Source organism: Hydrogenophaga sp. (assembly GCF_051860785.1).
GTDB lineage: Bacteria > Pseudomonadota > Gammaproteobacteria > Burkholderiales > Burkholderiaceae_C > Hydrogenophaga.
The window spans coordinates 215,151-232,382 of record NZ_JBIMLB010000003.1; the positions used below are offsets into that span (position 1 = coordinate 215,151).

A 17,232-nucleotide genomic window follows, 5' to 3' on the forward strand; every position below is an offset into this window, starting at 1 on the left:
GTTCGCGAGAAGGGGTCAGGGCAACACCTCGCGAACCAGCCGGATACCCACCAGCGTGTAGCGCGTCTGCACCGTGTTCCAGTTGCGGAAGGAACAGCGCGCGTACAGCGACCACGTGTGCCACGACCCACCCCGTCGCACCTTCGCGTTGCCATCGGGCGGACCGGTGGGATTTTCCTGGGGCGATCGCGCGTAGGTGTCCTCACCGTACCAGTCCGATACCCACTCCCACACGTTGCCGTGCATGTCGTGCAGGCCGAACGCGTTGGGCGCGAAAGAACCCACCGGCGCCGTGAACGCATGGCCATCGCGCCCCGGCAGCGCACGATCGCGCCAGGCCGGCCAGTTCACCGCCGAGTCCTCATCGAAGGTGTTGCCCACGTGCAGGAGTCCGGCGGGGTCGTCGCCATGCTGGTACCGGCCTCGGCCACCGGCGCGGCACGCGTATTCCCACTCGGCCTCCGTGGGCAGCCGGTAGGTGCGGCCCTCTTCGTGCGACAGCCAGCGCGCCAGCGCCACCGCATCGTTCCACGTCACGTTCACCACCGGGTGGTCGTCGCCTTGCGCAAAGCCCGGGTTCTCCCACGAATACCTGGGCGACCGTCCCTCGAACGCATCGCCCCGGCTGCTGGTGGCGGGATCGTAGGCGGGGTTGTAGCCATAGCCGCCGGTGCCGTCTGCCACCGACTCCGGCACATGGCCCGAGCGCCTCAGAAAGGCCCGGAACTGCCCCACGGTGATCTCGTGCCGGCTCATTTCGAAAGCCTTCGTGATGCGAACGCGGTGCACCGGCGCTTCGTCCGACAGGCCTTCGAAGCGGGAACGCTCCATCCCCGGATAGGCCAGCGCCAGCGCCTCGGGTGATTCGTCGCTGCCCATGAGGAACTCGCCTGCGGGCACCTGCACGAAGGCAATGCCCAGGGAATCGATGGGCAGCGGCGCATGCGCGCAAGCGGCCATAAGCACCACCACGACCAGCCCGATCAGCGATAGGAGCGGGAACCTCATGGGTCGATGTCGAAATGCAGAACGTCTTCCCGCATGCCGAGCTTGGTGTAGAGCGCAATCGCGGGATCGTCACCATGATCGGCCTGCACGAAGATCACATAAGCCCCGCGCTCCCGGGCTACCTGCTTGAGTGCTTCGATCAACGCCGTGGCAATGCCCTGCCTGCGGTGCGCGTCATCCACCGCCAGGTCGTAGATGTAGATCTCAGAGCGCGCCTGCTCGAACTTGCGCAGCACATACGCGGCGAGACCGCCCACCACCCGCTCCCCGACCATCGCCGCGACGGCAATGAAGCTCGCGTCCGCCAGCAGGCCGCGCAGGTAGGCATCGTCCGGCTGGGCCTGTGTGTAGGTGGGAACGTCTTCGAAGGCCTCGCCAAACATCGCGAGCATGTCTCGCAGGGTGGCCAGGTCGCCTTGCGCAAGCACGGCGGTGCGGTGTTTCATCGGCGGCAGGTGGCAGAGTCCAGGAATGCGCCATTGTGCCGATGTGCCAATTTCACTCAAGCTTCAAGATGGAGGAGATCCTGGATGGGGCTACTTCTTCACAGATCGCATCCGCAGCACCGCCGGAACGATCAGCGTGATGCCCACGGTGATCCACAGGCCGATCGAGATCGGGCTGTGCACCAGAATCGCGTAATCGCCATTGCTGATGGAGAGCGCGCGGCGCAGGTTCTGCTCCATCAAGGGCCCGAGCACGAAGCCGAGAATCAGCGGCGCCATGGGCACGTCCTGCTTGCGCAGCAGGTACGCCGCAAAACCCAGCACCACCATCAGCATCAGGTCGAACGTGGTGGCGTGGACCGCATACACGCCCACGCTGGACACCGCGAGGATGCCGGGCACGAGCACCCAGTAGGGCACGTTCAGTATCCGCGTGAAGAGCCCCACCATGGGAATGTTCAGCACCAGCAGGATGATGTTTGCCAGGAACATCGACGCAATCAGCCCCCACACCAGGTCGGGCTGCTGCGTGAACAGCGCCGGGCCGGGCGTGATGTTGTAGAGCGCGAGCGCACCCATCATCACCGCCGTGGTGCCCGACCCCGGCACGCCCAGCGTCAGCATGGGCACGAAGGAGCCGGTGGCGGCCGAGTTGTTGGCGGCTTCGGGCACCGCCACGCCGCGAATGTCACCCTGGCCGAACGTACCTTCCTTGTCGATGAGCCGCTTCTCCATGGAATAGGTCATGGCGCTGGCCACGGTGGCGCCCGCACCCGGCAGCACACCCACCACAAAACCCACCACGCTGGCGCGCAGCGTGCTCCACCATGTGTAGGCCATCTCCTTGAGGTTGAAGAGCATCCGCCCGGTCTGCGTGACCAGGCCCGAACTGCTGTGGTGCTCCTGGAGCATGAGCAGGATCTCGCTGATGGAGAACACGCCGATGACCACCACCACGAACTGGATGCCGTCCGACAGGTGCACGTCGCCGCCCGTGAAACGGTAGACGCCGGAATTCGAGTCCAGACCTACGCACGACATCGACAGGCCGATGATGGCGGCCAGGCCAGCCTTCACCGGCGAATTCCCCAGCAAGCCCGCAATGCAGGCGAAGGCAAAACACATCAGCGCGAAATACTCCGACGGTCCGAAGGACAAGGCCCAGTCGGCGAGCAGCGGCGCAAACATCACGATGCCGAACGTGGCCACCAGCGAGCCGACAAACGAGCTCCACGCGGAGATGGACAAGGCCACGCCCGCCATGCCCTTTCGCGCCATGGGATAGCCGTCCAGCGCCGTCATGATGGCGCCGGCATCGCCCGGCACGTTCAGCAGGATCGACGATATTCGCCCACCGTATTCACAGCCGATGTAGACGGCGGCCAGCAAAATGAGCGAAGCCTCCGGTGGCAGCTTCATGGCAAAGGCCAGCGGCATCAGGATGGCCACGCCGTTGATGGGCCCGAGGCCGGGCAGCAGGCCCACCACGGTGCCGATGAAGGAACCGATGGCCGCGATGGCCAGGTTCATGGGGCTCAGGGCAACGCCAAAGCCGTCAAGCAAATGACTGAAGGTGTCCATGTCGGGGTCTCAAAGCAGAGAAGACAGCAGACCGCCGGGCATGGTCACGTCCAGCAGTTTGTCGAAGAGAAAGTGGAACCCCACCCCAAGGCCCACACCGGCCCCGAGCGATTGTTTCCAGTTGCCACCGAAAGCCATGCCCACGGGGAACGACATCAACACCGTGGCCAGGATGAAGCCGAGGGACTGGAACAGCACCGCGTAGACCATCACCGCACCACAGCAGACCAGCGTGCCTTTCCAGGGCACGCCGTGAAACGCCGTGCTTCCCGCTGCGGGGCGCAGCAGCAACCACAGGCCACTGAGCCCCATGCACACCGCCAGCAGCAACGGGAAGGCCCGGGGTCCCAGGGGTTCATACGAATAAGGCGCCACGTAGTCGCGCGTCGCCCAGGCCATGGCCACGGCCGTGACGACGCACACAGCGCCCAGGATGCGGTCGCTCATGGCTTACTTGGCTGGCGTGGTGGACAGGCCGAACTCTTCAGCCAGCTTGCGGTAGCCGGCTACCTGCTTCTTCACGTAGGCATCGAGCGGCGCGCCGGTGATGGCCAGGGGAAACAGACCACGTTCATCGCGCAGCTTCTCGTAGGCCGGCGTGGCCATCATCTTGTCGAAAGCACTCACCCACGCCTGGTAGTCGGCATCGCTCACCTTGGGGCCCACGTAGAAGCCGCGCACGATGGGCCATTCCACCGCGAAGCCCTGCTCTGCCGCGGTAGGAATGTTCGCCATCTCGCCGGTCAGGCGCTTGTCGTTCATGACCGCCAGCATGCGGATCCTGGCGCCTGCCTTGATCTGTTGCAGGGCCTCGGCCGCGTCGCCGGTGAACACCTGAATGTGGCCGCCCTGCAATGCGGTCATGGCTTCGCCACCGCCTTCGAACGCCACATAGCGCATGGTCTTGGGGTTCACGCCGCCGGCGCGCGCGGTCAGCGCGGCCTTCATCCAGTCCTGGCTGCCCACCGTGCCGCCCGCGCCCAGCACCACCTTGGAAGGATCGGCCTTGATGGCGGCCATCACGTCCTTGAGCGACTTGAACGGCGAGCTCTCCGCCACGATCACCGCGCCGTAGTCGGTGCCCACGGCCGCCACCCATCGCACGTCGTTCTCGGTGTAGCGACCGAACTTGCCCTGCGCCAGGTTGAGCAGCGAGCCACCTGAAAACGCCACGATGGTGTTGGCCGAGTCCGGGCGCTGCGCCACGATGGTGTTGTAGGCCACCGCGCCAATGCCACCGGGCATGTAGGTCACGCGCATCTGGTCGGCGATGAACTTGCCGTCGTACAACGCCGACTGCGCGAGCTTGCAGGTGAGGTCGAAACCGCCGCCCGGCTTGGCGGGCGCAATGCATTCGGTCTTGGCCAGCGGATTGGCCCACGCGGTCAAGGCACAGGCCGACAGCGCAGCGGCCAGGAGGTGTTTCGTCGTCTTCATGATGTGTCTCCTCGGTCTGGAAAGGGGATGGAACGGCGCCATGGCACCGGCACGCCAATGTAGAAAACCGAGACTTTCAGACCGCTTTCAGGCCAAGGGGTCAAAAACTAGGGGTTATCCCGCAGTTGTCGGGCGTGTCGACCCACCGGCAACTCCATCGCCACATCGAGCCCCCGCCCCTCGGGCCCCGGCACCACGCGCATCTGCCCACCATGGCGCTGCGCCACCGTCTGCACGAACGACAACCCCAACCCCGAGCCCGGCGCACTCGTCCCGCTCCCCCGAAAAAAGCGCTCACCGAGCCGCGCCAGCTCCGCCGTGACCAGGCCCTGCCCGTTGTCGACCACGCGCAACGTGGCCACGCAGTCGCCCGCAGGGTTCACTCGCTCGAACACCGATAGCGTGACATGGCAGCCCGCACCACCGTGCCGAATGGCGTTGTGGATGAGGTTCGACAGCGCTTCGCGCAACAGGTCGGCATCGCCCCAGAAGTTCAACGGCTGGGTGGACACGTCCAGCCCCAGGTCGATCGACTGGTCGCGCGCGGTCGTCCACCACTGGCGCACCACGGTTTCTGCCAGCCACACCAGATCGAACTCGCGCGAGTCCAGCGCCGCGCCATCCGCGCGGGCGAGCGCCAGCAACTGGTTGGTCTGGATGATGGTCTGGTCGAGCTGCGTGCGGATCGATTCCAGCACGCGGTGCTGCTCCACGGCGTCGTCTTCGCGCAGGGCGTAGGCCACCTGCGTCGACAACACGGTCAGTGGCGTTCGCAACTGGTGGGAAGCGTCGTCCACGAATTGCCGGCGCAGTTCTGCCTGCTCCTGCGCGCGCGCCACGTGGTGGTTGATGGCCTGAACCACCGGCAGCACCTCGGCCGGCACCCCTTCGGGCGACATGGGCGTGAGGTCGTCTGCCGCCCGAGCTTCCACCTCCTGCCGAAAACGCGTGAGCGGCTTCATGGCCAGCGCAATGGCCACCACGAGCAAGCCGGTGGCCAGAACCATCAGCACCACATCGCGAACCAGCGTGCGCAGCAGCAAGCCCCTTTGAAATTCCTGGCGCGCCTCCAGCGTTTCAGCCACCTGCACCACCACGCGCTGCGGCACCAACTGCCCCGCCACCGCCTCGTTCAACACCCGCGCATAGCTGCCCACCCGCACCGGCTGGCCGTGGTACTCGCCGTTGTAGAACTGCGGCCGCCCGGTGGCCAGCGGCGTGGGCGGCTCGGGCAGCCCCGGGCTGCCAATCTCCACCAGGCCATCTTCCGTGGCCACCCGGTAGAACACCTGCCCTTGCGCCGTGAGCTCGAAGAACTCCAGCATGCGGTAAGGCAGCTCCACGCCCAGGCCCCCGCTGGCGGTGGAGATGCTGGAATCGATCGACTTCACAGCGCCCAGCAGGGAACGGTCGTAGGCCGCGTCCGCCGCGTCGTTCACCGTCTTCCACGACACCCAGAATTCGGCCGCCGCCACCAGCACCATGCCCGGAATCAGCAACAACAGCAGCACCCGCCGGATGCTGACCAGCGGCCACTTCAAGCGCATCATTCCCCGGCCTCGAGCATGTAGCCCAGCCCGCGCAGCGTGGTCACACGAACCGTGGAAGGCTCCAGCCGCTTGCGGATGCGGTGAATGAGCACCTCTATGGCTTCCGGGTGCACGTCCTGCTCATCCGAAAACACGCGGTCGAGCAGTTCGCGCTTTGAAAGCGGCTCGCCCGGGTTCTGGATCAAGGCGCGCAGCACCGCATGCTCACGCGGCGTCAACACCAGGCGCTCGTGCTGCAGGCGAAACTGCTTGGAAGCGCTGTCGTAGCTCAGCGGGCCACAGGCAAAGCGCGGATGCTCCTGCCCTTTCGAACGGCGGATCAAGGCCGTCAGCCGAGCCTCCAGCTCGGCCACATCGAAAGGCTTGGCGAGAAAATCGTCTGCCCCTCCGTGCAGACAAGTCACCCGCTCGTTGAGCGAATCGCGGGCCGTCAGCACCAGCACAGGAAGGCGCTGGTCCGCCTCGCGAAGGTCGCTCAGCACATCGTGCCCATCGAGCCCCGGCAGGCCCAGGTCCAGGATCAGCGCGTCGTACCGCGTGGCTTTCAGGCTGCGCCGCACCATGCGGCCATCGTCCACCCAGTCGACCTGAAAATCGTTCTGGCCCAAGGCCTTGACCAGCCAGGTCGCCAGGGCGGCCTCGTCTTCTGCCAGAAGAATGCGCATCTCATACGTCCGTTGTTCGAATTGGGGAATTGCCCCGGATTCTGTTGGCCGGATTCCAGGCCCGTCATCGGTGTTTCCACGGGCTCAAGCCCAGGCCATTGCACCACCCCAGCCACATCGCTCATGATGCGACCTTGTCCCCTCAAGCCTAACGCCACACCATGCCCGAACACCGCATCTTCAAGATGGCCTTTGCCAAGGTCTACCCTCTGTATGTGCAGAAAGCGGAGCGCAAGGGCCGGACAAAAGAAGAGGTCGATCAGATCATCCGCTGGCTGACGGGCTACGACCAGAAGGGCCTGGAACGACAGATCGAACAGGGCAACGATTTCGAGAGCTTCTTCGCAAAAGCCCCGGCGATGCACACGAACGCGTCGTTGATCAAAGGCGTGGTCTGCGGGGTGCGCGTCGAAGAGGTCGACGATCCGCTGATGCAGAGGATTCGTCAACTCGACAAGCTGATCGACGAGTTGGCGAAGGGCAAGAAGATGGAGAAGATCCTTCGGCAGTAGTCCTGCCGATTTCATGCTTCAGCGCAGCAGCCGAACCGTTCAGTCGGGGAAGCGCTCAACGTGCGCTTCCCCCCTGCGCCCCAGGTACGTGACGTGGCGGCCTGAAATCCACACCGTGTAGCCGACACACCCCGCTTGCTGTGACAGTTTCTTGAATTCGGGGTACATCACGCGGCCCTGTTGCGCCCCCAGGATGGCGGCCCGCAAGGCGTTTGCATCAAAGGCATCTCCAATGCCGTGTTGCGGGCGCTCAAAACCGAAATCGGCGGTGCTGCCATCGGGCAGGTAGTAAGTGGTGCGGCCGGAGCGATAGTCCACGTGGTAGGACTCCACCCCGGCGCCCATCAACTGCCCGATCACCTGACCGAAGTGGATGCTGCCCTGGTTGGATGCGTCAAACGTGGACTGAAGGGTGGCGCGGGTGGATTCGTTCATGGGTGGTGTCTTTTGGGTGAGGCAATGACCGCTGGATCAGCCGGTGGGAATGTCTTTGAGCTGGTGGTGTTGCACCAGGGCCTGCATGGCCTGGGTCAGCGCCCGGCGCTCCCGCACAGACAGATGGCCAAAGAAGTGGGTGTCGTTGGCATCGGCCAGCGCCGCCAGTTTCGGCACCAGTGACTTGCCAGCGGCTGTGAGACGCAGGCTCTGCTCACGCGCCCGGCCTTCCGCCAGTTGCCGCACAGCCAACCCCTTTTCTTCCAGGCGGGACACCACCTTGGATGCCGCGCCCTTGGTCAGGCCCAGGGCCTGGATCAACGCAGCGTGCGTGGTTTCGTCCTGCGACCACAGCGTGCGCAGCGCCACCCATTCGGTGACGGTGACCCCTCTTTCTTCCAGCAGTTGCTGGAAGCGCATGGACACATGGTTGGAAACGAAGCGCAGCCAGAAACCCAGATGGGCTTCCAGCGGTGAAGGAGCGATTTTGGTTTTCTGGTCAGGCATCAGGTTTCCCAAGAAACTGGACGTAGTTTAGTTTCTTGAGAAACCTATGTAAACACAGGGGTGTTTTTGAAACCTGTCCCCTTAACGAACTGGCGATGGACTGCGAAGGGGCCAGCAGCTGAAAAAGACCTATCTGGCGTTGCGTCAGGCAGCAGCCTGCTCCCAGTCCATCTTGCCCGTGCGCATCAACATGAAGGCGCCAAGGATCGTTCCGATGGGCACGGCGAACAGCAGCAGCACACCCAGCACGCGGGACAGATTTCGACCCCAATGCCGCCCCTGGCGGACGCCCTTCAGCGCCAGCACATGCAGCACGGGCAACACCCCGAAGATGGCCAGGATGATCAGCACACCGCCCAGGCTCGCCTTGCTGCCTGACAGGTGCACTGCAATCAACAGGACCGCGATCAGGGTGTAGAAGATGGCGAGGCCCAGATGGATGCGAGCGAGTGATTTGTTCATGGTTTGATGATTCTCTCCGACCGTCTGGTCCAGTAGTCCGTGTTTCTGCTGATCGAGGCATTTTTTAACTTCCTCAACGAGGCTTGCCACATGCAAGCGCAACACAGCTCGCTTACCAGCCGACTTTATGTTTCATGGCGGAGCCCTCGGATGGGGAATCTCGAGATCCGGATTGACATTTTCAAGTTTGCACGGTGACCACTAGGACGCGTCGGCGTAGTCATTCGACAAATGGCCGCTTGAGACGGCGGATTCAACCGGTCGATGCAACACACCCGCTGAGATGTTCAGCGAATGTGTTGCATCGACCGGTTGAATCCGCCACTGAAAGCGGTAGTCGGCCACTTACCAAGAGGTTGCGTCCAACCTTAGGCCTCGCGCAGTTCCGATAGAAACTCACGCGCAGTGCTATCAGCCCGAACAGAACATCACTCAAATCGATCACGTTCTTCGTTGATCTCTTCTCGTTGAATGTCCCGATCAATCCGCTCGATCTCAAGTTCAATCCATTGGGTTACCTCGAAGGCGAATCCAGCGGTGAGCCACCGTCGCAGAGTGTCTCGCTTGCGCTTTAGATACTGACTTGTAGGGCCAGTCCATGAACCTGAATGGAACGAGGCAGTGATCCCTGAGCAAACGCCTTTGATGTGCCCGTACCGCGTCAACAACTGCCGCGTCAGGCCTCCGCCGAAATCGTCGTCGAGCGTGGGTGGCGCGGCATGGGCGACAAGGGCAGCTCGTTCGTCAGGATCGGACTCGATCCAGTTCAAAATGCTGCTCTCAGGCAGGTCCGCGATGAGACCTCGCTGTGCTCCCTCGCCAAACGAGAGAAGTCCACCCTTCAGCCAGCCGTATAAGTCACTTCTCCATTTCGGCAAAGTGGCCTCAAATTGCCTCGCGATGACCTGCCAAGCACTTTCGGGATCGATGCTGACCAAACTCCTGCTCACCTCCTCGATGTTGTGGTCATAGCTCAGTTCGTATACCTCGCCCATGGCCGTCAGGATCGCATCGAGCAGGGGGGCTGCGAATGCCATATCTGACTTGACCAGTCTTGAGCAAACTCGCTTCCAATGGAACGCGGAGGATTGCCACGAGTGTTGGGAACTAGGAATCGTCTTTTTCACGACTGCGAACACAAAGTCCGGGCCGCAAGGAAATGGCTGACTTGGTTCACGAGAATCAAGCAGGCCGATTAGCAACCAAATGGCCTCTGGGGTTGCTCGCGCGTAAATCAGACAAAGCAGCCGCTCTACCTGTGCTGTTGGCACTGAGTCCAACGTCCTGCCGTACTGCAACATGCCAAACAAAGTCGGTTCGACCCATCCCGCCTCAAGTGCGTCGAGACAGCGGTTGAAGGTTTCTTCGTAATAGGGAAATCGGAGGGCCGTGTCCACTCCGAGACTTGCCGTCTCGACACTTGCCAACATATCCATCAACCACGATTCGAATCGCTTTAAGGACCTTGCTCTTACACATGCCAAATAGCCATGCAGACAAGCGCCGTGTGGTGACCTTATAGCGATTCTCGTAAGCAAAGGAAGAAGGGCTTCCGCTACATCGCTCGCTGCCAATTGCTCGCCAAAATGCCAAACCGCCGGCGTATAGCCATCCGGAGCCAGAAGGTGCGAAATTTCGTCAAGGCAATCGGGGTTCGAAGCTATTCGCCGCGCAAGTGCTGCGACCAACGCCTTCGCATGCGAAGGTGGCTTGTTGTGCAGATCACGATACTCCTCTTCCCATTCAAGAAAATCAACATCGAGGACGTATCTCTGGAACCGACTGACTAGGTCGCGACGCGCATATCGACGGGCAAGGCGCTTGAGGCGAACCGCCAGTTCATGCTGTTGCTCATTCTCATCGGACTTTAGTGAGTGCCGAAAGAACCGGTTCAACTTGCTTGGAGAGATGGCGCTGTCGAAAGTCAGCTTCTCTAGCACCTGGAATGCAAGCTCAGTGCACGGCGGTGTGCGAATTTGATTTTCGACAGCGTCGAGCAGCGCTGAGCAGACGTGGGGGCGCAGTGCCAAAGGCCACGAGACTGTCTCATCGATAAAGGTTTGGAAATACAAGAAGTGCGCGTGCCACCAGTCGCCGTATGTCGCGGGGATCCACAGCTTCGCTCGCTCCTTTAGCCCCTGATACTCCGGTCCCACGGTCCGAAATCCCAAACCATGACTGTCCAAAGCCGAAGTCAGCGCCTTTAGTCCAAGCAAACGTTCTGCATCGGTGGTGCCTCTGAACAGCTTAAGCAATGCGGGCAGCCTTTGCTCGGGGCTCGCTTCGGTAGCAGCGGCTTCGGGGCCGATGCGAAACAAGCTCAACAGTGTGCCCGTCGAGTTGTTGGAAAAGTCGGCATTCTCATTGACAGCCAGCCGAGCTAGCACGTTCAAGGCTCTCACGATGAGCTGAGGCCAGACGGCAATTTTCTCGAGTGCCCAGACGATGTTCTGACGATCATTTTTGAACTCTAGGAGTTCGGTGTCCGGCCAGGTTCCAATTGTGTTCTCAAGCAGGCGCAAGACTGCAGCTGGGTTTGCCTCTGCGAGGGTCGAAAGAAATCGCGAGCCGGTCGCCGAGGTCAGCATGTCGCGTCTTGAAAAGACGCCATCGGGCTTGAGAATCTCTTCCACTACAAATGCCGCGTCCTTACCTCCGGCAAACCTGAATTTGTTCAGAAACCAAGCGTGAAGAGATGGAGGCATCGTTTCGAAGGTCGAAACGAAGTCGAAACCGCGTCCATAGCGAGTCCAGAACTGCTTCCAAAGATAGATGTGCAGCGCCTTGGGTACAAAGAACAGCGTTCGACTCCCTTGCAGGACGCGTCGGGCTCGGAGACTCTGAACAATCTCCTGGAAGCGGGCCCAGCCGATCGTCGGATCAACCTTGTCAATCAACCGCGAGATGTAGGCAGCTTCGTCGGACACCGGATCTTCAAATCCGAACCGACTGAACAAGGCAAGGTGGTGCGCAACACAGTCGACCTGTCTAGACGCTGCGTCCTCCTGTACGCCATATCCATGCAAGAACCTGGTCCATAGAGGAACCGTAGCAGGCGGTCGCAGCAAATCAGCCGGGTTTGCATAAAGATTTTCGGCAACTGCATGTGCTACACGCGGCGACCCTTCACAGATAGGGACCCATCGATCAAGCTCCCGTGATTCTCCGACCCTTCTCGCAAGGATGCATTTGATCGTTTCGTTGGGAAGGTGGGGGGCCTTGAGACGGAGGATGTCGTCATCGTGACCTTCATCGTGACCATGATCGAGCGTCACCAGCTTCATTGCACCGCAGCGATTCTTCAGATGTCGCCATAGGTCGGACATCTCGGGTTCTGAGAGATCGTCAAGTACTAGCACGAGTGGCTTTGTCCAGCCTGTTCGCAGTAGTTGCCTGAACAGTGCCGTCTGACCGAACTTGGAACCGTGACACAGATAGAGCACTGAGGGCGCGATATGCGGCGCTCTCAGGGCCTCTAGGGCCATACGTGTCTTTCCCAAACCTGGTTCTCCAAGCACACGAATGTGCTTGGCGTCTCCTTCGATGCCCGCCTGAATCTGCGCGATGAGATCAGCTTGTTCCGGCGATGGCCGGAAGGAATTGGCCATGTGTGCATCGCGATCCCATTCTTCGAGCACCCAAGCCTCGTGGATGGTTTCAACCGAAAGCAGCGCTGCGATACCCGGATAGCGCTCCGCAAACATCGAGAGCTGGCTTGCGCCCAGAACATCGACCAAACTGCTGTAGCCCTGTACGCCTACGGATGCAAGTACGTCGACAATTCGTTCGCGGGCGTCATTCCGTTGCTGAGGAGTCAGGTCATGTCCCGTGCAGACGACGACGTAGCGACCTCTTCTTTGAGTCAGCCGCGCTACCTCCGGGAACAGCTTCCCTGTGCTGTTGATAAGTTCGCCGCGAATCGAGCTTTCGGTCCAAGGCTTAAAGGAGGCCCCGGATTTCAACTGAAATCCAGTCAAACCAGGAGCAAAGAAGCAGTCGGCAGGAATGAGTGCATCCGGCGCCACGTCGACTTCGGCGTCAATGCCTCCGTCCGCTACGGTCAACCGGTTAGAAATCGTCACTACTGCCGGACTGAGCCTGGCGTAGGTTGACTCGGCCATCAAGATTCGCGTGATCAGCTCCACAGCTCGTTCGGGCGTGAGTGCGGCTACTGAGGAAACCGGGATACTGATCAGTGGGCTCATGTTGATGTGCGCGGTTGGGTACTCTCGGCATTCTCGAACAGTCCTGATCGCATTCGCTTTCCCGGCCCGCGAGATCAGGAGCAGCCTATTACCTTTTCTCCAGATGTGAACGGCTAGGTCTTTCCAAGCAATACGCTGTGATTGCGTTGTAGCAAAGGTTCGGCAGCGCCGCGGCGCTCATGTTTCAGACCCCAAGCCACCGCTTTCTCGGACATGGGTACTGCGAGCTTCCGCTATCGCCGCAAACCAGCCTCCCATGAGTTATCACACCCTCACCCCAAAATCGTCTCCGTAAACACGAACCCATTGCAAGCCGCCACAAACGCCTTCGGCGTCTGCCTCCCACCAAACCCATACACCCGCAACCCCTCTCGCCGGATGCGGATCGCCAGCGGCGTGAAGTCGCTGTCGGATGACACGATGCAGAAGCCGTCGAGTTGGCCCATGTGCAGCAGGTCCATGGCGTCGAGGCTCAGGGCCATGTCGGATGCGTTCTTGCCTGCGGTATAGCTGAAGAGGTGGACGGGTTCGATGGCGTTGTGGTTGAGCACCTGCCTGAAGTGGCGCATGCCGGGGCGGGACCAGTCTGCGTAGGCGCGCTTGACGGCGAGCACGCCGTAGCACGCGGCGCGCAGCAGGATGGAGCGGGTGAGTGTGTGGGACGCGTTTTCGGCGTCGATGAGAACCGCGAGGTTCCGTTGTTTGTGCAGCCGGCTGGGCATTCGGCGCTCCCCTGTTCGTTCTTTGTTTGCCGCCGCCACTGCAAAAGAGTGGCGGCGGCCCGAACGGGCTGAGAACCGGGCATCGCAGCGAAACCGGCAGGCTCTCGCGAGCCTCCCGTCCGGGCCGCCATAAAAATGGAGCACGAACGACAAAGGCTGCAGTCCTTGTCGGATCGATGCAGCCTTTCAGGCTGCAATGCATCGGGTTCTCAGGCCCGGCTCACCTTTTTCGTGAGCGGGGCCGACTTTACCGCAGGCGGTTCGCAGCCAGCAAACGCCCCACGGTATCAAACCGTCCACCCATGAGCCGCATGTCCCCAACAAATTTTGATGCTTTCCAAAAATAATTCAACAATACTTGTATGATAGAATCATGAACGAAGACACCGTCATCCAATCCCTCGCGGCTCTTGCCCATGAACACCGTCTTCGCGTCTTCCGCGCGCTGGTCGTGGCAGGAGAAGAAGGCCTCACGCCCGGCGTCATGACCGAGCAACTCGACATTGCGGCCACCAAGCTGTCCTTTCACCTGAAGGAACTGGTCAACGCCGGCCTGGCCACCCAGCAGCGGGATGGACGCAACCTCATCTACCGCGCGGCCTACGCCCACATGAATGGCTTGCTGGCCTACCTCACCGAGAACTGCTGCCAGGGCGCGGCGTGCGACGTGGAAAGCGCCTCGTGCAAGTGCTGATGCATCAAGCTGAGCCACCACCATGAATCGTCCTCTCAACGTGCTCTTCCTGTGCACACACAACTCGGCTCGCAGCATCCTGGCCGAAGCCACGCTCAACCACCTGGGCAGCGGGCGCTTCAAGGCGTTCTCTGCGGGCAGCAGCCCTCGCGAGAACCAGCAACCCAACCCGCTGGCCCTGGAGGTGCTGCAGCGAGCCGGCATCTCCACCGAAGGCCTGAACAGCAAGAGTTGGGACACGTTCGGTGAGCCCGATGCACCCCACATGGATCTGGTGATCACGGTGTGCGACAACGCCGCTGGCGAGGTGTGCCCGTACTGGCCGGGTCAACCGGCCACCGCTCATTGGGGCTATGCGGACCCTTCGGAGGTGAAGGGCACGCATGCGCAGCAGCTCGAGGCTTTTCGGCAGACGCTTCTGGCCATCCGCCGGCGCATCGAGCTGCTGGTGAACCTGCCGGCTTCGAGCGTGGACAAGCTGGCGCTGCAAGACGCCGCACGCGGCCTGGCCAAACACTGACCCATGAGCACCACCACGACAGCGCAGGCGGCGTCCGCAGCCGCCCAGCCCACCATGGGTTTCTTCGAGCGCTACCTGACCTTGTGGGTGGCGTTGTGCATCGTGGCCGGCATCGCGCTCGGCCAGTGGATGCCGGGCTTCTTTCAAGGTGTTGCGGCGCTGGAGGTGGCGCAGGTGAACATCCCGGTCGGGGTGCTCATCTGGGTGATGATCGTTCCAATGCTGCTGAAGATCGACTTCGCAGCGCTGGGTCAGGTTCGCGCGCATGCGCGCGGCATCGGCGTGACCCTGTTCATCAACTGGGCGGTCAAGCCCTTCTCGATGGCACTGCTGGGCTGGATTTTCATCCGCCATGTGTTCACGCCCTGGCTGCCGCAAGACCAGCTTGACAGCTACGTGGCCGGCCTCATCCTGCTGGCGGCCGCGCCCTGCACCGCCATGGTGTTCGTCTGGAGCCAGCTCTGCAAGGGCGACCCGTACTTCACCCTGTCCCAGGTGGCCTTGAACGACGCCATCATGGTGGTGGCCTTCGCACCCATCGTGGCCTTGCTGCTCGGCCTGTCCTCCATCACCGTGCCATGGGACACCCTGCTGACCTCGGTGGGTCTGTACATCATGGTGCCGGTCATCGTGGCACAGGCATGGCGCAAAGCCTTGCTCAAGCGCGGGCAGGCGCATTTCGACAAGGTGATTTCCCGCCTGGGGCCAGCCTCCATCGGCGCCCTGTTGCTGACGCTGGTGCTGCTGTTTGCCTTCCAGGGCGAGGCCATCCTGGCTCAGCCGCTGGTGATTGCGCTGCTGGCCGTGCCCATCCTGATTCAAGTGGTGTTCAACGCGAGCCTGGCGTATGGCCTCAGCCGAAAACTGGGCGTGCAGCACTGCGTGGCCGGGCCGTCGGCGCTCATCGGTGCGAGCAATTTCTTCGAACTGGCGGTGGCCACCGCCATCAGCCTGTTCGGCTTCCAGTCCGGCGCCGCGCTGGCCACCGTGGTGGGCGTGCTGATCGAGGTGCCCTTGATGCTGGCGGTGGTGGCGGTGGTGAACCGCTCCAGATCCTGGTACGAGCAGCCCGTCGTGCCAAAAACGCGCTGAGGCACCTGGGTGCTGGAATCGGATGATTCAGTGCCGGTAAGCCGGCAGGTGGATGGACTGGTGGACGTGATGGAAGACGCGACCCACAGTTTTTCCGATGTGCTGGACAAGGACCGGCTGTGCCGCTGGCACGCGGCGTTGTTCCCCAACGGGGCCAGTGGCTTGCGGCGCATTCAGGTGGGCAACTACCGCGATCACGAAGACCCGATGCAAAACTGGTTTGCGAGCACGCGGCCCGGCCAGCCGCAAGAAGCAGCGCCATTGGATGGCATCGCCCGCGCGGCGATCGCGCACCTGTGGTTCGAGTCCAGATGACCCGCATATCCAAAGCCACCGCCACGCGCGACCTGTCGCAACTGATGGATGAAGGTTTGCTCTTCACCCGGGGCAAGGCGCTGCGCTACTTTGTCAACGTGCCCGGCTGGTCGCACGCGGACCGCAGCTGATCTAGTTGCTCGGTCGCCGCTCCAGCGCCGCCCGCAGCTCACCCACGATCCCCTTGCGGAATGCCAGCACGCACACCACGAAGATCACACCGATGATCACGGTGACCCACGAGCCGACCTTGTCGGCCAGCAGGTTCTGCAGCGCAATGACGATGCCGGCGCCCAGCACGGGGCCGAACAGGGTGCCCACGCCGCCCAGCAGGGTCATGAGGATGACCTCGCCCGACATGCTCCAGTGCGCGTCAGACAACGTGGCAAAACCCATCACCAGGGTCTTGAGCGAACCGGCGAGGCCCGCCAGAGCGGCTGAGAGCACGAAGGCCAGCAGCTTGTATTTGTCGGTCTGGTAACCGAGCGAGATGGCGCGGGGTTCGTTCTCGCGGATCATCTTCAGCACCTGGCCAAAAGGTGAATGGACGATGCGCGAGATGGCCATGAAGCAGGCGACGAAGATGGCAAGCACCAGGTAGTACATGCTGGTGTCCGACGCCAGCGAGATCAGCCCGAACAGCTCGCCGCGCGGCACGCCCTGCAGGCCATCTTCACCGCCGGTCTGCGGCACCTGCAGGCAGACGAAGTACACCATCTGCGCAATGGCCAGCGTGATCATGGCGAAGTAGATGCCCTGGCGGCGAATCGCGACCGCACCCACCACCAGGCCGATGAGCCCGGCGCCCACGGTGCCGGCCAGCAGGCCCCATTCGGGCGTGAGCGCGTAGACCTTGATGAGGTGGCCGGAGATGTAGGCCGCCGAGCCGAAGAAGGCGGCATGCCCGAAGGACAGCAGACCGGTGAAGCCGAGCAGCAGGTTGAACGCGCAGGCGAACAGCGCGAAGCACAGCAGCTTCATCAGGAACACGGGATACAACCCCACGAGAGGGGCGACCACGGCGATCGCCAGCAGGACGGCGTAGGTGACGCGGGTGGATCTGGACAGGTTTTTCATAGGA

Annotated in this window: 19 protein-coding genes; 6 read left to right on the forward strand and 13 right to left on the reverse strand. The window is 62.0% G+C overall.

Annotated elements, in window-relative coordinates; all coding sequences use genetic code 11:
* Positions 1–15: 15 nt before the first annotated feature.
* The 7 genes from ACTIF6_RS06300 to ACTIF6_RS06330 all read right to left on the reverse strand — a co-directional run bounded on the left by ACTIF6_RS06300 (position 16) and on the right by ACTIF6_RS06330 (position 6,687).
* A complete protein-coding gene (locus ACTIF6_RS06300) occupies positions 16–1,008 on the reverse strand; it encodes a formylglycine-generating enzyme family protein (protein ID WP_439587153.1) in 993 nt (330 codons plus the stop codon).
* Positions 1,005–1,454, reverse strand: coding sequence for an AAC(3)-I family aminoglycoside N-acetyltransferase (locus ACTIF6_RS06305; protein WP_439587154.1), 450 nt, complete (start codon positions 1,452–1,454; stop codon positions 1,005–1,007). The genes ACTIF6_RS06300 and ACTIF6_RS06305 overlap by 4 nt, the downstream gene beginning before the upstream one ends.
* Before the next feature lie 90 nt (positions 1,455–1,544).
* Complete coding sequence (locus ACTIF6_RS06310) at positions 1,545–3,035, reverse strand: tripartite tricarboxylate transporter permease (RefSeq protein ID WP_439587155.1); 1,491 nt, start codon at positions 3,033–3,035, stop codon at positions 1,545–1,547.
* Between the two features lie 9 nt (positions 3,036–3,044).
* Positions 3,045–3,482, reverse strand: a complete 438-nt coding sequence (locus tag ACTIF6_RS06315) for a tripartite tricarboxylate transporter TctB family protein (RefSeq protein ID WP_439587156.1) — start codon at positions 3,480–3,482, stop codon at positions 3,045–3,047.
* Between the two features lie 3 nt (positions 3,483–3,485).
* Positions 3,486–4,472 (reverse strand): Bug family tripartite tricarboxylate transporter substrate binding protein, encoded by a 987-nt coding sequence (locus tag ACTIF6_RS06320; protein WP_439587157.1) that lies wholly within the window; start codon positions 4,470–4,472, stop codon positions 3,486–3,488.
* A gap of 107 nt (positions 4,473–4,579) precedes the next feature.
* Complete coding sequence (locus tag ACTIF6_RS06325; RefSeq protein WP_439587158.1) at positions 4,580–6,022, reverse strand: sensor histidine kinase; 1,443 nt, start codon at positions 6,020–6,022, stop codon at positions 4,580–4,582.
* Positions 6,019–6,687 carry a response regulator gene (locus ACTIF6_RS06330; protein ID WP_439587159.1) on the reverse strand — a complete coding sequence of 223 codons (669 nt, stop codon included), beginning with the start codon at positions 6,685–6,687 and terminating at the stop codon, positions 6,019–6,021. The genes ACTIF6_RS06325 and ACTIF6_RS06330 overlap by 4 nt, the downstream gene beginning before the upstream one ends.
* A 185-nt stretch (positions 6,688–6,872) precedes the next feature.
* On the opposite strand from ACTIF6_RS06330, the gene ACTIF6_RS06335 reads away from it, so the two are divergent.
* On the forward strand, positions 6,873–7,199 hold the full coding sequence (locus ACTIF6_RS06335) for a DUF2200 domain-containing protein (RefSeq protein WP_439587160.1): 327 nt from the start codon (positions 6,873–6,875) through the stop codon (positions 7,197–7,199).
* A 39-nt stretch (positions 7,200–7,238) separates the two neighbouring features.
* Here ACTIF6_RS06335 and ACTIF6_RS06340 read toward each other — a convergent pair whose 3' ends face one another.
* From ACTIF6_RS06340 to ACTIF6_RS06360, 5 genes are all read right to left on the reverse strand, one after another.
* Positions 7,239–7,634, reverse strand: coding sequence for a DUF1398 domain-containing protein (locus tag ACTIF6_RS06340; RefSeq protein WP_439587161.1), 396 nt, complete (start codon positions 7,632–7,634; stop codon positions 7,239–7,241).
* 36 nt (positions 7,635–7,670) lie between these two features.
* Positions 7,671–8,141 carry a MarR family winged helix-turn-helix transcriptional regulator gene (locus ACTIF6_RS06345; protein WP_439587162.1) on the reverse strand — a complete coding sequence of 157 codons (471 nt, stop codon included), beginning with the start codon at positions 8,139–8,141 and terminating at the stop codon, positions 7,671–7,673.
* 144 nt (positions 8,142–8,285) lie between these two features.
* Positions 8,286–8,603 (reverse strand): hypothetical protein, encoded by a 318-nt coding sequence (locus ACTIF6_RS06350; protein ID WP_439587163.1) that lies wholly within the window; start codon positions 8,601–8,603, stop codon positions 8,286–8,288.
* Positions 8,604–9,031: 428 nt separating this feature from the next.
* Complete coding sequence (locus tag ACTIF6_RS06355; RefSeq protein ID WP_439587164.1) at positions 9,032–12,808, reverse strand: hypothetical protein; 3,777 nt, start codon at positions 12,806–12,808, stop codon at positions 9,032–9,034.
* Between the two features lie 272 nt (positions 12,809–13,080).
* Positions 13,081–13,530 (reverse strand): NYN domain-containing protein, encoded by a 450-nt coding sequence (locus ACTIF6_RS06360; protein WP_439587165.1) that lies wholly within the window; start codon positions 13,528–13,530, stop codon positions 13,081–13,083.
* A gap of 373 nt (positions 13,531–13,903) precedes the next feature.
* Between ACTIF6_RS06360 and ACTIF6_RS06365 the strand changes: the two genes are divergently transcribed.
* The 5 genes from ACTIF6_RS06365 to ACTIF6_RS06385 are packed head-to-tail and all read left to right on the forward strand — an operon-like array spanning position 13,904 to position 16,282.
* Positions 13,904–14,224, forward strand: coding sequence for an ArsR/SmtB family transcription factor (locus ACTIF6_RS06365; protein ID WP_439587166.1), 321 nt, complete (start codon positions 13,904–13,906; stop codon positions 14,222–14,224).
* Positions 14,225–14,246: 22 nt separating this feature from the next.
* Positions 14,247–14,744: an arsenate reductase ArsC gene (locus ACTIF6_RS06370; RefSeq protein WP_439587167.1), complete on the forward strand. Its 498-nt coding sequence runs from the start codon at positions 14,247–14,249 to the stop codon at positions 14,742–14,744.
* 3 nt (positions 14,745–14,747) lie between these two features.
* Positions 14,748–15,836, forward strand: coding sequence for an ACR3 family arsenite efflux transporter (gene arsB / locus ACTIF6_RS06375; RefSeq protein WP_439587168.1), 1,089 nt, complete (start codon positions 14,748–14,750; stop codon positions 15,834–15,836).
* Positions 15,837–15,845: 9 nt separating this feature from the next.
* Entirely contained in the window at positions 15,846–16,151 is a 306-nt protein-coding gene (locus ACTIF6_RS06380; protein ID WP_439587169.1) for a hypothetical protein, read from the forward strand.
* Positions 16,148–16,282: a hypothetical protein gene (locus ACTIF6_RS06385; RefSeq protein WP_439587170.1), complete on the forward strand. Its 135-nt coding sequence runs from the start codon at positions 16,148–16,150 to the stop codon at positions 16,280–16,282. The genes ACTIF6_RS06380 and ACTIF6_RS06385 overlap by 4 nt, the downstream gene beginning before the upstream one ends.
* Position 16,283: 1 nt before the next feature.
* On the opposite strand, the gene ACTIF6_RS06390 is transcribed toward ACTIF6_RS06385, so the two are convergent.
* Entirely contained in the window at positions 16,284–17,228 is a 945-nt protein-coding gene (locus ACTIF6_RS06390; protein ID WP_439587171.1) for a branched-chain amino acid ABC transporter permease, read from the reverse strand.
* Positions 17,229–17,232 lie beyond the last annotated feature (4 nt).